The organism is Porphyromonas sp. COT-108 OH1349, assembly GCF_000768755.1.
In the GTDB taxonomy this organism is placed as follows: Bacteria; Bacteroidota; Bacteroidia; order Bacteroidales; family Porphyromonadaceae; genus Porphyromonas_A; species Porphyromonas_A canoris.
In genome coordinates, this window is record NZ_JRAH01000013.1 from 375,535 (window position 1) to 390,224 (window position 14,690).

The 14,690-nt window shown below is 40.2% G+C and carries 13 protein-coding genes, 3 tRNA genes and 2 pseudogenes; 12 read left to right on the forward strand and 6 right to left on the reverse strand.

What is annotated here, in order from left to right:
* The first annotated feature begins 26 nt into the window (after positions 1 to 26).
* A tRNA-Leu gene (locus JT26_RS03480) sits at positions 27 to 110 on the forward strand.
* 97 nt (positions 111 to 207) lie between these two features.
* Here JT26_RS03480 and JT26_RS11115 read toward each other — a convergent pair.
* The 4 genes and pseudogenes from JT26_RS11115 to JT26_RS10415 form a co-directional block, all read right to left on the reverse strand.
* Positions 208 to 375: pseudogene (locus tag JT26_RS11115) on the reverse strand (IS5/IS1182 family transposase); the annotation flags it as partial.
* Positions 376 to 433: 58 nt separating this feature from the next.
* Positions 434 to 1,498: pseudogene (locus JT26_RS03485) on the reverse strand (transposase); the annotation flags it as partial.
* Positions 1,499 to 1,711: 213 nt separating this feature from the next.
* Positions 1,712 to 2,857 carry a radical SAM family heme chaperone HemW gene (gene hemW / locus JT26_RS03490; RefSeq protein ID WP_036846093.1) on the reverse strand — a complete coding sequence of 382 codons (1,146 nt, stop codon included), beginning with the start codon at positions 2,855 to 2,857 and terminating at the stop codon, positions 1,712 to 1,714.
* A 270-nt stretch (positions 2,858 to 3,127) separates the two neighbouring features.
* Positions 3,128 to 3,295 carry a DUF362 domain-containing protein gene (locus JT26_RS10415; RefSeq protein ID WP_081964509.1) on the reverse strand — a complete coding sequence of 56 codons (168 nt, stop codon included), beginning with the start codon at positions 3,293 to 3,295 and terminating at the stop codon, positions 3,128 to 3,130.
* Positions 3,296 to 3,674: 379 nt separating this feature from the next.
* Between JT26_RS10415 and JT26_RS10420 the strand changes: the two genes are divergently transcribed.
* The 4 genes from JT26_RS10420 to JT26_RS03505 all read left to right on the forward strand — a co-directional run bounded on the left by JT26_RS10420 (position 3,675) and on the right by JT26_RS03505 (position 6,661).
* Complete coding sequence (locus JT26_RS10420; protein ID WP_081964510.1) at positions 3,675 to 3,908, forward strand: 4Fe-4S binding protein; 234 nt, start codon at positions 3,675 to 3,677, stop codon at positions 3,906 to 3,908.
* A 74-nt stretch (positions 3,909 to 3,982) separates the two neighbouring features.
* Positions 3,983 to 5,068 carry a 3-methyl-2-oxobutanoate dehydrogenase subunit VorB gene (locus tag JT26_RS03495; protein WP_036846452.1) on the forward strand — a complete coding sequence of 362 codons (1,086 nt, stop codon included), beginning with the start codon at positions 3,983 to 3,985 and terminating at the stop codon, positions 5,066 to 5,068.
* 234 nt (positions 5,069 to 5,302) lie between these two features.
* On the forward strand, positions 5,303 to 6,064 hold the full coding sequence (locus tag JT26_RS03500) for a thiamine pyrophosphate-dependent enzyme (protein WP_036788833.1): 762 nt from the start codon (positions 5,303 to 5,305) through the stop codon (positions 6,062 to 6,064).
* 51 nt (positions 6,065 to 6,115) lie between these two features.
* Positions 6,116 to 6,661 (forward strand): 2-oxoacid:acceptor oxidoreductase family protein, encoded by a 546-nt coding sequence (locus JT26_RS03505; RefSeq protein WP_036788835.1) that lies wholly within the window; start codon positions 6,116 to 6,118, stop codon positions 6,659 to 6,661.
* 147 nt (positions 6,662 to 6,808) lie between these two features.
* Here JT26_RS03505 and JT26_RS03510 read toward each other — a convergent pair whose 3' ends face one another.
* Positions 6,809 to 7,435 (reverse strand): aminotransferase class IV, encoded by a 627-nt coding sequence (locus JT26_RS03510; protein WP_036788837.1) that lies wholly within the window; start codon positions 7,433 to 7,435, stop codon positions 6,809 to 6,811.
* On the reverse strand, positions 7,428 to 8,408 hold the full coding sequence (locus tag JT26_RS03515) for an aminodeoxychorismate synthase component I (protein ID WP_036789074.1): 981 nt from the start codon (positions 8,406 to 8,408) through the stop codon (positions 7,428 to 7,430). The genes JT26_RS03510 and JT26_RS03515 overlap by 8 nt, the downstream gene beginning before the upstream one ends.
* A gap of 57 nt (positions 8,409 to 8,465) precedes the next feature.
* Between JT26_RS03515 and JT26_RS03520 the strand changes: the two genes are divergently transcribed.
* From JT26_RS03520 to udk, 7 genes are all read left to right on the forward strand, one after another.
* Complete coding sequence (locus JT26_RS03520) at positions 8,466 to 9,050, forward strand: aminodeoxychorismate/anthranilate synthase component II (protein WP_052089866.1); 585 nt, start codon at positions 8,466 to 8,468, stop codon at positions 9,048 to 9,050.
* Between the two features lie 52 nt (positions 9,051 to 9,102).
* Positions 9,103 to 9,174, forward strand: a tRNA-Met gene (locus JT26_RS03525).
* A 176-nt stretch (positions 9,175 to 9,350) separates the two neighbouring features.
* Positions 9,351 to 11,828 carry a TonB-dependent receptor gene (locus tag JT26_RS03530; protein WP_036846096.1) on the forward strand — a complete coding sequence of 826 codons (2,478 nt, stop codon included), beginning with the start codon at positions 9,351 to 9,353 and terminating at the stop codon, positions 11,826 to 11,828.
* Between the two features lie 326 nt (positions 11,829 to 12,154).
* On the forward strand, positions 12,155 to 12,739 hold the full coding sequence (locus JT26_RS03535) for a superoxide dismutase (protein ID WP_036846460.1): 585 nt from the start codon (positions 12,155 to 12,157) through the stop codon (positions 12,737 to 12,739).
* A 205-nt stretch (positions 12,740 to 12,944) separates the two neighbouring features.
* Complete coding sequence (ribH, locus tag JT26_RS03540) at positions 12,945 to 13,427, forward strand: 6,7-dimethyl-8-ribityllumazine synthase (protein WP_036846099.1); 483 nt, start codon at positions 12,945 to 12,947, stop codon at positions 13,425 to 13,427.
* 76 nt (positions 13,428 to 13,503) lie between these two features.
* Positions 13,504 to 13,586, forward strand: a tRNA-Tyr gene (locus tag JT26_RS03545).
* Positions 13,587 to 14,047: 461 nt separating this feature from the next.
* Positions 14,048 to 14,674, forward strand: coding sequence for a uridine kinase (udk, locus tag JT26_RS03550; RefSeq protein ID WP_369794002.1), 627 nt, complete (start codon positions 14,048 to 14,050; stop codon positions 14,672 to 14,674).
* The last annotated feature ends 16 nt before the right edge of the window (positions 14,675 to 14,690 follow it).

A 14,690-nucleotide genomic window follows, 5' to 3' on the forward strand; every position in this document is an offset into this window, starting at 1 on the left:
ACTTTGCAACGCAATAAGATAAAGATGCCCAGATGGCGGAATCGGTAGACGCGCTGGTCTCAAACACCAGTGGATTCACTTCCATCCCGGTTCGACCCCGGGTCTGGGTACAACAAAATATAGCCGTAGATAAGAAGATCTACGGCTATATTTCTTTTGAGGATTCTTTTGTAAATGAACGATCTTACCAGAATACTTAGTCTTCCCTTAAAAAGCCCTAATAAGCGAGAAGTCATCGATCCATGGCTTCTCGCTTATCATTTTGAGCAGGTGCAAAAGAGCTCTCATGGCTCTTTTGAAGTTGTAAGCAGCTGCTGCTAATAGTAGGTTCACAGCATCCCCTACCAATCCCTTGTAAAAGTTACGGCCTAAACGATGATCTGATTTCAAGTGTCCGATGGTGGGTTCTATCCCTGCTCGCNAATAGTAGGTTCACAGCATCCCCTACCAATCCCTTGTAAAAGTTACGGCCTAAACGATGATCTGATTTCAAGTGTCCGATGGTGGGTTCTATCCCTGCTCGCTTGCAGAATAGCTTGTGTTTCTTTCGCTTCTGATACCTGCTATCTGAAGGCTTGGGGGCATCTGGGATTAAAATCTGAGTGCCATTAACCTCTTTCTTACCCCGATAACCCCTGTCTCCTGCCAGTATTTTGATCTTTCTCTGTGTCAGGCGTTCCACTTGTGCCAACGAGGATTCTATCGTGTGTCCATCATACTCATTACGAAAAGATTGTGCGCCAAGAATGATTCCCGTAGCCGAGCGAATGATGGACACCTTGTTGCCAAATTCGTACTTCTTATGCTCTTTACCCTTGCTGATGCATTGCACATCAGGTTTGTGAATAGAGTAAATCTTTTTCTGACTATGACGTCGTTGTGCAAGAAGGCGATTCTTGGGATGATGGCGAAAACGTTGGTCGCGATAAATGCGCTTGAGAACAAAAGTATAGCTTTGGCGAAGTGGTAGCTCTAATTTATGGACGATATCCAGAACCTTGCGGACAATCTTTTTATGCAACTTGGCATCTGTAGGGTAGGTGATATTCTTCTCTTGAACGGTCGAATCAATAAAGGCAGTGTCATGATGATGCGCATCATCATCTTCGTTATTGACACGAATGCTTTCCTGAAAAATAAGTTCTATACCCTTTTCCCCAATGCGATTACGAAAATGCACCAATTCAGAAGAGGCGCAGGGAGCACAGGGTGTAAACTCTTGCATGCCACAAAAGTACTGATAATAAGCATTTTCACTCCATTGCTTCACAACGGATTCATCTGAGAGATTGCGAAGATGCTTGAGAATCAACAAGCCACACATCAGACGAATGGGTTTAGCAGGGCGACCATTATTATGGCAATACAGAGGAGCGAAGGCTGTGTCGAATTTTGCCCAATCTATTTTGTCGGCTAGTTTGTAGAGCGGGTGCGATTGGTTCAGCATGTCGGATAGACTGCTGAAAAACGAGGGGCTATGATGAGGCTTTGTAATCATAAAATCTGCAAGTTTNAGTTTGTAGAGCGGGTGCGATTGGTTCAGCATGTCGGATAGACTGCTGAAAAACGAGGGGCTATGATGAGGCTTTGTAATCATAAAATCTGCAAGTTTCTCTCTGTAAAGATAAGAAAGCTTGCAGATTTATCAAAGGGTTTTTCAATATAATATATTGAATATCACCGATTAGATGGTTTTTTAAGGGACGACTACTTACTCTGAAACCATTTCTAATATTATAGCATCCATAAGTAGTATTCCATCGTATGTGAGAGCATAATGATTATTGAGGAGTTCTCGGATAAGACCACAAGAAATATTTTTGTCTATTACGTGTTTAACTCTATCATGAGAATTTTTTCCATACTCCTTATAGATATAGTCAAGAGATATTCCATGTCGAAGCGTCCGCATTCGAGTTAATATATACTCTTCCAGAGACTCTTCATGAGATATAATCTCTGTGTGTCGTATATTCTCAGACAGCGGATTTTGAATGTATTTTACGATGGAGGGAGATATAGACCAACGAAGAGGATGAATATAGCCATGCGCAGATGGTCCAAAGGCTAAGTACGGTTTTCCAAACCAATATGCACTATTGTGTCTGCTTTCAAATCCCTTTTTTGCAAAAGCAGAGATCTCGTAAGGAATTAGTCCGTGAGATTCTGTGGAGGTGTACAGGTATTTGGCCATCTCAATACTTGTTTCTTCCGGAGTCTCTTGAAATTTTCCTCTTTTTCTAAAATACCACATTGGAGTTCCCTCCTCATAAATCAGATGGTACGCAGACAAGTGTGGTATATCAAGACTGAAAAGCTTATCCAAATCTTTTTTCCACATTTCTGATGTTTGACCGGGAAGACCATAAATAAGGTCAATGGATAGATTTTCTATTCCTGATCCTTTTATGGTATCAATCGCATGGATAGCCCCAATAGAGGTGTGGCTTCGAGAAATGGATTTTAATAGTTGATCATTAAAACTCTGTACTCCCATACTTATTCTATTGATACCAATATTTCGGTATTCTGAAAGATTTTTTTTACTTACCGATTCTGGATTTACCTCTATCGTAATCTCCGTTTCAGGCAAGACTTTGAAATATTTACGCAGGGATTCTATTATAGTGGCAATATCGGTATTAGAAAGGAGAGAAGGTGTTCCTCCCCCTATGTATATGGTTTCTATTTTATCTTGGGAATCCAATAGTCCATTATATTCCCTTGCTCTACCCTTTATCTCAAGTAGGAGAGATTGAATATATTGAGTCATGTAGCTCTTACTGACTACAGAATAGAAGTCACAGTAGGAACATTTCTTACTACAAAAAGGTACATGTATGTAGATACCTGCCATGGTTAGATTTGTGTCTGTTTGGAAAGAAATTCTTGTATGAAAAAAGATCCAAGCAGACAAAGGTACGTTATTTATGAGAAAGGAAATAAAGTTTGCTTCTACAGAGCAAGGTGTTTGTGTTTTTCAGTTTTACTAAATGAATCTGCCTTGTTTCTTTATATAAATCCTATGAGATTTAGTTCTAAAAGCTATAAAAACAATATACCCGACTTTTCCAAGAAAGTCGGGTATATATCAACACTCATCTAAGCCCAATATCTCTACGGACTATTATTGTTGTTCGATACTTTCTGTAGGGCAAACAGCTGCGCATGCACCGCAATCCACACAAGTATCAGGATCGATTACGTAGATGTCGCCTTCGGAGATTGAGTCGGTAGGACACTCTGCCATACAAGTACCGCAAGCAATACAATTTCCATTAATCAAATAAGCCATAACTAAATGTTTTTGTAATAGTAATACCGGTTGTTTTTTTGTTTACGCTACAAATGTATGAAAGATATTTAATATACCCAAATATAGGTAGTCTTAATTAGTCTTTGCACTACTTGGGCTACTTTTCTTGATCTTTTTGATACCTATTTGATGTTACTACTCGTAATCTGCTTAAAATATTTGACAATGTGATGGTTAGACTTTTTTCAAGATCAATAGGTGTAGGTAACTATCTGAAAATTTAGTGTTAAAAACAAGAAATGGGGAAAAATATCAATCAAAATTTCTATCTTTGGATGGATTTCAAGATATAAACAAAAAGAGATCGAATTACTATTACATAAACAACAATAAATTTAAATCTTAAATCACGCTTGATATGGCAAAAATCAAAGGCGCCGTGGTGGTGAATGAGCAAAGGTGTAAGGGTTGCAATCTTTGTGTAGTTTCTTGTCCAACATCAACACTTTCTCTACAACCTCATGAAGTAAATAGCAAGGGATATCACTATGCTTACATGGAAAATCCGGATAATTGTATCGGATGTTCTAATTGTGGCTTAGTATGTCCAGACGGATGTATTACCGTTTACAGAATGAAAGTAGAAGGATAATTTGTCGCAAAAAATATTCGTACTTGGAATACTTTTTTGTTGTGTCTATAGAACAAAAAGAAACGAAAAAAGATATGTCTCAACAAGATATTCAATTGATGAAAGGCAATGAAGCCATTGCCAAGGCAGCTGTAAGATATGGTTGCGATGGATATTTCGGATATCCTATTACACCTCAAAGTGAGGTAATGGAAACTCTTATGGATGATGCTCCATGGGAAACTACCGGTATGGTGGTACTTCAAGCAGAGAGTGAAGTTGCTGCTATAAACATGGTCTATGGAGGAGCCGGTTGCGGTAAGCGAGTAATGACATCTTCTTCAAGTCCTGGTATGAGTTTGAAGCAAGAAGGTATTTCGTACATTGCGGGAGCTGAACTTCCATGTCTCCTTTTGAATGTAATGCGTGGAGGTCCTGGTCTTGGTACTATCCAACCTAGCCAAGCCGACTACTTTCAAACAGTAAAAGGAGGTGGACATGGAGACTACAGACTCATCACACTTGCTCCGAACTCTGTGCAAGAAATGGCAGATTTTGTAGCTCTTGGCTTTGATCTTGCATTCAAATATCGTAACCCTGCTATCATTCTATCTGATGGTGTAATCGGGCAGATGATGGAGAAGGTTATTCTTCCTCCTCAGCGTGAACGCATGACAGAAGAAGAGATTCGTGAAAAATATCCATGGGCTACTGTGGGTAATACACGTAATAAGCCTAATATCATTACCTCTTTGGAGCTTGATCCTAAAGTGATGGAGGAGAATAACCATCGCCTTCAAGCCAAGTATGAGGCAATAGAAAAAAATGAAGTGCGTTACGAACTTACTCAATGTGAAGATGCAGACTATATTATAGTAGCATTTGGTTCAGCTAGTCGTATAGCAGCAAAGACTCTTGAAATTGCCCGTGAAAATGGGTATAAGGTTGGCCTGGTAAGGCCTATAACTTTGTGGCCTTTCCCATCAAAGATTATTTCGGAATTGGCAGATCGTTGTAAAGGATTTTTGTCTGCAGAGTTGAATGCAGGTCAGATGGTAGAAGATGTAAGACTTGCCGTTAATGGTAAAGTCCCTGTGTACCATACCGGTCGTCAAGGAGGAATGTTGTTCTCTCCTATTGAAATCTTTGAAGCTCTTAAAGAACACTTTCCAAAAGCATAAATATTAAGAAGATTGGAGAACTAATTCATCACAAAGAAGCTTTGGTAAGTACTGGAATGAAGAAGTTGTATAGCATGCTTACAATCGTGTTTTATGTATTGGTTTTGGCTACCTTAGTTTTGTACTTTACCGTGCCGGAACAAAGACTCTTCTTTTTCATTACCGGCTTTTCAGCTGTCTTTGTCAGGATTTTCCAATATATTATTCGTAACTTCATTTGAAATATATACCACAATGAATATTCAAGATATAATCAAGCCTGAGAACTTGGTCTATAAAAAACCGACACTTCTCAATGATACCACTATGCACTATTGCCCCGGTTGTAGTCATGGAGTGGTACACAAACTTGTAGCTGAAGTTTTAGAGGAAATGGGCTACGCAGATAAAACAATCGGTATAGCACCGGTTGGATGTGCTGTGTTTGCCTATCGCTATATTGATATTGACTGGCAAGAGGCCGCTCATGGTAGAGCTCCAGCCTTGGCAACGGCGATAAAGAGACTTATGCCGGAAAAACTTGTGTTTACATATCAAGGGGATGGGGACTTGGCTGCTATCGGTACAGCTGAAACTATTCATGCTGCGAACAGAGGCGAGAATATTGCCATAATATTTATCAATAATGGTATTTATGGTATGACCGGAGGGCAGATGGCACCTACCACACTTCCCGGAATGAAAACAGCTACCTCTCCGCAAGGGCGTACTGTTGAAATGAATGGTTATCCGCTTAAGATAGGAAATCTTCTTGCTCAGCTTGATGGCACTTGCTATGTAACACGTCAGGCTGTTCATAAACCGGCTAATGTGCGTAAGACAAAAGCCGCCATAAAGAAAGCGTTCCAAAACTCTCTCGATGGCAAAGGAACTTCTATCGTAGAGGTGGTATCTACTTGTAACTCTGGTTGGAAACTTTCTCCTGCAAAATCCAATGAATGGATGGAAGAGAATATGTTCCCAATGTATCCTCTCGGAGACCTTAAGAATGAGTAAAATTGGTAGAGGAAAAACAGAGTACTTAACTATACTAAAAGAATACGAACCATGACTTGTGAAATACTAATAGCCGGCTTTGGCGGACAGGGTGTACTATCAATGGGTAAAATATTGGCTTACTCTGGACTTATGGGAGGAAAAGAAGTTTCTTGGATGCCTGCTTATGGTCCGGAACAACGTGGTGGTACAGCCAATGTTACCGTTATAGTGAGTGATGATAAGGTAAGCTCTCCGATTCTTAACTCCTATGATATTGTAGTAGTGTTGAATCAACCTTCATTGGATAAGTTTTTGAATTCGGTAAAGCCAGGAGGTATCTTGATTTATGATGATAACTCTATCCCCGTACCTCCTAAAAGAGATGATATCAATATTTATCTTGTAGAAGGAGTTAAGGCTTCCGTAGAGATGGCGAATGATAAGGTTTTCAATATGATTATTCTTGGAGGTCTTTTGAAAGTTGCTCCTATTGTGGATTTGCAACACATCACCTTGGGACTTAAGAAATCTCTTCCTGAAAGACACCACAAACTTATTCCGATGAATGAGGAGGCCATTAAGAAGGGAATGGAAATTATCAAGAAGATAAACTAAGGTAATAAAGATCCATAGAGGATCTTCTCGTAAAAAAAAATGATGCGAGAAAGGAGCTTGAAACCTCTTTTCTCGCATTTTTTTGATTCCGTTACAGACTTACTTTAAGTACCATTTGAGGTTATGAGACAGAGTAATAAATCTCTTCTATTGTGTAATAGAAGTATTCCGTAAAGAGAGAGTGCCTAATGGCATTAGGGCATTGATTAAGTGGATAGTACAAGGTATATATATATCTTCCAGAGTAATTTTAGCCTCTTGTATTACTCCTTTTTTTAGTAGGGATGCTCTTTGAGTCCCTTTAAGTAGAGGAGTTGACGGAGTTTTATAAATACCGGACTTCTCTATTACAATATTGGTATAGCTCGTGTCAGATATAAATCCATCAGGTGTAACAATGATGATTTCATCGTTTGGCTGTAATCCTTCTTTTAGATTTTCAAAGGATTCTCTATTGGCATATTTGAAGTTGTACCAAGATAGATCTTTTACATAAACAGGTATAAGTCTTTCTATTTTTCTTGTGCTATATTTTGATAGAGATATCTGCTTAATCGTTTCTCTATACGTTATAGTACACTTGTATAGAGAGGTAGGATCAGACAAAACCACATCTGTATCTAATCTTTCTTTTATTTCCTCCCATGATGGGGGAGAGAAGTGATGAGCTACCCCTGTTGCGTACATTCTTTCTTGATGGAACTCTAAGTTATTCACTACTCCACCACGAATGGATAATGTTTCAATAAAAAGTGGGGCAGATCCGTTAAACATGGGGGATATAGATTTTTTGAATAATTTCGCGATATTCGTTTTCTACAACAGAGTTAATTGTAATACCTCCTCCACTCCTGAAGAAGAGACTCCCTCCCTCTTTCTCTATATAACGGATTATTACTCCTGTATCCATCGTTTCTCCGTTAAACATTCCCATAATTCCGGTATAATATCCTCTTGTTTGCTGTTCTGCCTCACGTATGATTTGCAGAGTAGCCTCTTTAGGAGCTCCCGATATGGAACCGGCAGGAAGAAGAGTGTCTATAATATCTCCAATGCTCTCTTTCCAGTTTGGAGATAAAGTCCCGGTTATGGTTGAACTTACTTGTAATAGCTCTCCTTGAGGAGATATTATCTTATCTATGTATCTAAAGTGTTCTACTTTTACATTATGTGCAACCATATTTAAGTCATTCCGGATAAGATCGACAATTGTATGATGCTCTGCAGTCTCTTTATAGTCAGATAAAATCACCTCCTTGGCATTGGGAATAGTCGCATCTATCGTCCCCTTCATCGGATGAGCAGAGATTTTTCCATGTTCATCTATTGAAATAAATGTTTCCGGAGAGAAGCATACCCACTTGTCAGGAACATACATCTTGTATTTTGCCTTGGAATATACAAAGACCTCCTTCAGAGAATGAGGTAAAGATATGGGTGTTCTTACGGTCAAATTAGTAAGAAATGTATCTCCTCTCATCAATCCCTCCATCACTCTATTAAAGCGTTTGGTATAACTTTCTAACGACTCCGGGATTGCTTTTAGAGTCAAAGGACATTTTTCAAAAGCGTTAGGATAGTTAGAGTACTTCTGAATAGAGTATAGAACATCCGTTTGTTTATTAGGATGAGGTAGGATCAAACCTGCAGATTTTTCAAAATTAACGGCAAAAATAAAGGGAGTATTCGTGGCTCCCAATCTGTTCATCTCTTCTATAAGAGAATTGTAAGATATCTCTGTTATCATGCTCTCTATACCTTGCTTGGTATGCAAATATAGTGTATTTTTGGGGCAAAAATAGCTATGAAGCGAATTAGAGTTCTTATTATCAATCATCATGACTCATTTGTGTACAACTTAGTACAGATTGTGAGAGAGTTCGGGATGTGCGACTACACAATAGTAAATGAAGAAGATCTCTCTTCCTCATGGCATTTGTTTTCCACTCATACCCACATTTTGCTTTCACCTGGTCCGGGATTACCTTATGAGTATGATAGGCTTTTAGAAGTGGTACGAACTTTCGCTCCAACTCATTCCATATTGGGTGTCTGTCTTGGGCTGCAAGCCATGGTTTTGGCTTTAGGAGGTAAGCTTGAATGCCTTACCTCTCCAAAGCATGGGCATGCCGGGATATTGGAGATTCTTAATAAAGATTCTCTTCTGTTGGCTCATTTGGATTTACCTGTTTGGGTTGGTAGATACCATTCATGGGTTGCCGACAAGAAGAGTTTACCCAAAGATTTTTCGGTAGATGCTCTTGATGATGAGGGGAATATAGCAGTTTTATCTCATGCTAAATTTAGGATGTGGGGGGTACAATTTCACCCCGAATCTATTATGACTCCACAAGGAAGAAAGATGATTGAAGCATGGTTGCTGAGTTAGAGGATTTGGTGGTTTCAGAATTTCTTTCTACCTTTGCAACGCAAAACGAAATCGCGGAGTGGAGCAGTGGCAGCTCGTTGGGCTCATAACCCAAAGGTCGTAGGTTCGAATCCTGCCTCCGCAACTAAGTAGAAGACCTGGTCCAAGTTATGGATTGGGTCTTTTCTTTGTTATAATGTTACTATGTTTTAAGGCTATAAATTCACTAAAAAAAGGTATTGCCCATATTGAACAAAACATTGAAATTTGCGAAACTTACTGACATCAAACAATAAAACATTTATAATAGAGAAAGAACTCATGAAGAAAATTTCATTTTTACTTGGAGCCTTACTTGTTTCTTTGCCCGTGGCTCAGGCAAATGTTTCTACTACTTCGGTGGTAGAGCAGGCTCCCCACAAGCATTATAAGCTTTCGGGGAAAGTTATAGATGCATCTACACAGAAACCATTACCATACGTTGTTGTTAGAGTAGTGGGATCAAGCGATGGTGCATCTGCGAAGAAGGATGGAACATTCGTAATGGAGGAGCTTCATCGCCCTCAAGGTAAACTTCGTATAGTCCTAATGGGTTATAAGACTCAAGAGTTTGACTATGATGTAACGAAGAAGAGCGAAATTATATTGGCTCTTGAACCTTCTGTATTTAATATAGACGAAGTCGTGGTCTCTGCCAACAGGACAGAAACAAAGCGCAGGCAGGCTCCTGTATTAGTAAATGTAACAGACGCTAAGCTTTTTGAGGCAACCGCTTCTGTCAACTTGGATCAAGCATTGAAGTTTAATCCCGGTGTAAGAGTTGAAGACAACTGTCAAAACTGCGGTTTTAATCAAGTTAGAATCAACGGATTGGACGGACCATATTCACAAGTAGTTATCAACTCCAGAAGTATTTTTAGCTCACTGGCAGGAGTTTATGGCTTGGAAATGTTCCCAACAGAGATGATCGATAGAGTGGAAGTAGTGCGTGGTGGCGGTTCTGCCATTTTTGGATCCAGTGCTATCGGTGGTACAATAAACATTATCACAAAGGCACCGAGCAGGAATATGACTACTGTCTCTTACAACACAGAGCTGTATCAAGACAATTGGACTAAGCCTATGCACAATGCAAACTTTTTCTCATCCGTTGTCTCTTCGGATCTCCAAAGCGGTATCTCCGTATATGGTCGTATGAAAGAGAGAGACGGTATAGATGTTGTACGTCCCGGAAGTTTGGTAAAAGCCGATAAGGATTTGGGAACAAAGGATGGCCAAGATGGATATTCCGAACTTCCAAAGTTGAAAAGTGTTACCGTCGGTACTTCTGCATTTTTGAATCCTTGGCATCAGGGAAAACTTTCTCTTGACTATTTCTATACACAAGAAGACAGACGCGGTGGTAACAACTTGGAAAAGCCGGAACATGAAGCAAATATTGCTGAAAGCTTGAAGCACAATATTCATACAGGTATTCTTCGTTTGGATCAATATGTTGCGGATGGAGCAGGTTTTATCACTGCTTTTGGAGCGGTAAGCCACACACTTCGCCGTAGCTATTATGGTGGAGGCCCTGTTACTCCGGACAACTTGGTAGGATCCAATCCTATTTCTCCCGAAGATGCAGCAAAAGGATTAGGAGCTTATGGATTGACTAAAGACCTTACAGCCCAAATGGGATTGCAATATGTACACAATTTTCAAAAGCTTCTTTTCATGCCTTCAGCATTGACTGTTGGAGGAGAATATACATACAACAGACTTAATGACAGCAGTGGAAACAGACCATTGGCAATAGGACAGCACACTCGCACTTCCAGTCTTTTTGCTCAAAACGAGTGGAAGAATGACAAGCTCGGTTTCCTTTTGGGCTTGCGTTACGATCACGTAGGATTATCAACGGATGAGAAGCATGCGAAGTTAGGACTGAGCACTCTTGATATTCTTACTCCTCGTGCCACACTACGCTATAATCCTACGGAAGATATCAATATTCGTCTTTCTTACGCAGAAGGTTTCCGTGCCCCTGCATACTTTGAAGAAGAGTTGCACGTAGCTTTTGCCAATGGAGAAGGAAAGCCTCGTATATTGTCTCCGGACCTCAGAGAAGAGCGCTCTAATAGCTTTACCGGTTCTGTGGATTACTATACAACACTTTCGGACAATATCTCTCTCAATTTGATGTTGGAAGGGTTCTACACCAGAATTTTCAATAAGTTTGTTGCCGTAGAAAAAGAGGATTATACCTATGTACAGAATGTAGATGAAGATGGACACAAGGTAAACGCTTCTGTTTATGGTGCCAACTTTGAGATGAGATTGGCTTACAAAAAGCTTACATCACTTCAGTTGGGTTATACTGTTCAGCGCAGCTTGTTCGATCGTCCGCAACGTGCAATAGAAGATGTGGATAAGAAGAAAGAGTTTATGAGAACTCCGAATCAGTACGGATACTTTGTGTGGAGTTTGACACCGACAGACAGACTTTCATTTAACCTTACCGGAGACTTCACCGGCTCTATGTATGTTCCTCACGAACACGGAGACAAGGAAGGTGTTTATATCACTAATGATGGAGATAATAAGATTGTCTTTACCTCTCCGTTCTTTGCTTTGAACACGAAAGTAGCGTATAAGTTTGCATTCGGATCTACGGATATGGAAGTAAACTTCGGTATCAACAATCTTTTGAATGCTTACCAAAAAGACTTCGATGAAGGTCCAAACCGTGCTTCGGCTTATGTTTATGGTCCTAAATCACCAAGAAGCATCTTTGCCGGTATAAAGTTGAGCTTGTAATCTGATCCGATCTCTCAGCCATTATTTCTCTCTTTGTGAGGAGGTGGCTGAGAGATTGTTTTATGGCTCAATCGTTTATAAATAAGGCTCGCATCGTTTTTTTTATTATATTTGCATACGGAAAATCGAAGGCACGAGTTCTATATAAAACATTAAGCCAAATGAGACGGATTTTTACGCTCTCTTGTGCATTCTTTCTGCTTGGGACATCTCTTTTTAGCTGTTCACAGAAAGCGGTCGAAGAAGAAACAGGAGAAACCAAAAACAACACAGAGATCACGGCAGCTGCCGACTCTGAAATTATTAACACAAAAACACAAGATAGTATGGTATTTGAACTTTTGAAACTGCCTTATGCAACAGATGCATTGGCTCCTGTAATAAGCAAGCGCACAGTCGAACTACACCATGGCAAGCACCTTCAAGCCTATGTAGACAATCTTAACAAGCTGCTTCCGGGCTCCGGATTGGAAGGTAAAGAGCTTATCGAGATCGTGAAGTCTTCCGATGGTGGTATCTTCAACAATGCAGGACAGATCTTGAATCATAACCTCTATTTCACACAGTTTTCTCCTAATGGAGGTGAAAACCCTAAGGGAGAATTGGGTGCTGCGATAGATGCTACATGGGGATCTTTTGACGCATTCAAGGCAGAGTTTAAGACAAAAGCAACTACTCTTTTCGGTTCAGGCTGGGCATGGCTTGCTTGCGATAAGGATGGTAAACTTGTTATTACTCAAGATAGGAACGGTAGCAACCCTGTGGTGGACAACCTGATTCCTCTTATGGGAATTGATGTTTGGGAACATGCTTACTACTTGGATTATGAAAACAAGAGAGCAGACCATATAGATGCCGTTTGGAGCATTATCGACTGGAATGTGGTAAACGAACGCTACATTGCAAGATAAGCCCCGACAGACAGAAGAGTATTTTACAAACAACGTAGAATTATAAACCGATAAAGGCCTGCATTTCTTACACAGAAAGAGGAATGCAGGCTTCTATTTTGCTTATTCTTTACCTCCGGATCTCATAAAAATGCTTTGAACATAAGATGAGACTCTTTTCAACGAATAATTGAGGTGGAATGGCAGCTCACAAACTAAAACATTTATGGCAACAAAGAATCAGAATCTTTCTTCTTATGACCCCGAATCAGTCCCTTTTGCGGGAGGCTTAAAGATCGCTATCACTGTCGCAAGATGGAATTCCAATATTACCTATGCACTTCTTGATGGGGCAATATCTACTCTAAAGGAGCATGGAGTGGAGAGTCAAGACATAGATGTCTTCTATGTGCCGGGTACATTTGAACTTGTTCACTCTTCTGCTTCTCTTGTACGAATGGAGAAGTATGATGCTGTCATAGCCATAGGCTGTGTCATTCAAGGGGAAACGCCTCACTTTACATTCATATCCGATGCTGTGGCAAACGGGTTGGCGTCCCTGAATATGAACTCATCTGTCCCGGTAATATTCGGTGTCCTTACAACGGATAATATGGAGCAGGCAGAAGAAAGAGCCGGAGGAAAGCATGGAAACAAGGGAGTGGAAGCCGGAATAACAGCTATACAAATGGCGAAGTTGTTTGGCTAAATCGGAGAAATATTCTACCTTTGCGGGGCAAATAGGGAGACTTGTAGCATAATACATCTTCTACTATTTGCACATTGGGCAGTTTCCAGAGTGGCCAAATGGGGCTGACTGTAACTCAGCTGACGCTCGTCTTCGGTGGTTCGAATCCATCACTGCCCACTTCTCTACGTAAGATAGAGTTGTTGCAAAGCAACAAACTGAAGGTTGAAGAGCTACTCCATGAGATAGTTATCTTTAGCCTTTTTTGTTTGTCTGTACTGCCCCTTTTGCTTGAAGATGGTTTCCTTCTTTTTGTAGACAGGTTTAGAAAATATCCTGTACCTGTTCACAGATATTGTTTATCGGATTCAGAGGTGTAAATCAGGTCTCGATTTCTGCAAATCAAGCTTTGAAATATAAGAACCGAAGCATGAGAGGTAGAAATCAAGTCTTGAATTGCACAATTATCAGGCATTACACCATTATTTATCCGGCTTAAATATATTTTATAAACAGGTTAAGAGCAAGTTTGCTACCGGAGAGAAAACAAAGTAGGGACGGTTGGCAAATGGTCCGAATTGTGTACGCTTCTCTTTTTTTTTACCTTTGTCGGATGAGATAAAAGTCACGAAAGTAGCTGTATGATGGATAAACATAACAATACAACCGTAATAGGAGTAGCAGGAGGTTCGGCTTCGGGAAAGTCTACTCTTGTGAACAGACTTCTTGAAGCCTTTAGTGATGAGTCGGTGGTGATAATCAGCCATGACTATTACTATAAAGCCAATGATGATCTTACCATGGAAGAGCGCGTAAAGCAAAACTATGATCATCCCTCCTCTTTCGATACAGACATGCTTATACAGCATATCCGCCTGCTCAAAAGCGGTATTCCTGTGCGTCGTCCGGTCTATTCGTTCAAAGAGCACAACAGAATGTCCGAGACCGTCTTGGTAAAGCCGGCAAGAGTGATCATACTGGATGGCATTTTGATTTTGGAGAATAAACAGCTTCGGGACTTAATGGATATCAAAATTTTTGTCGATACAGACGCTGATGTGCGTTTGGGAAGAAGGCTTGTTCGTGATGTGCAAGAGAGGGGGAGAGATATGGATTCGGTTTTGACCCAATATTTCTCCACTGTAAAGCCGATGCACGATGAGTTTGTGGAGCCATCGAAGAGATACGCGCATCTTATCATTCCGGAGGGAGGCTTCAACTCCGTTGCGCTCACATTTTTAATAGAGAACATAAAAACTCTTTTATAGGAGAAAAGTAGATCCA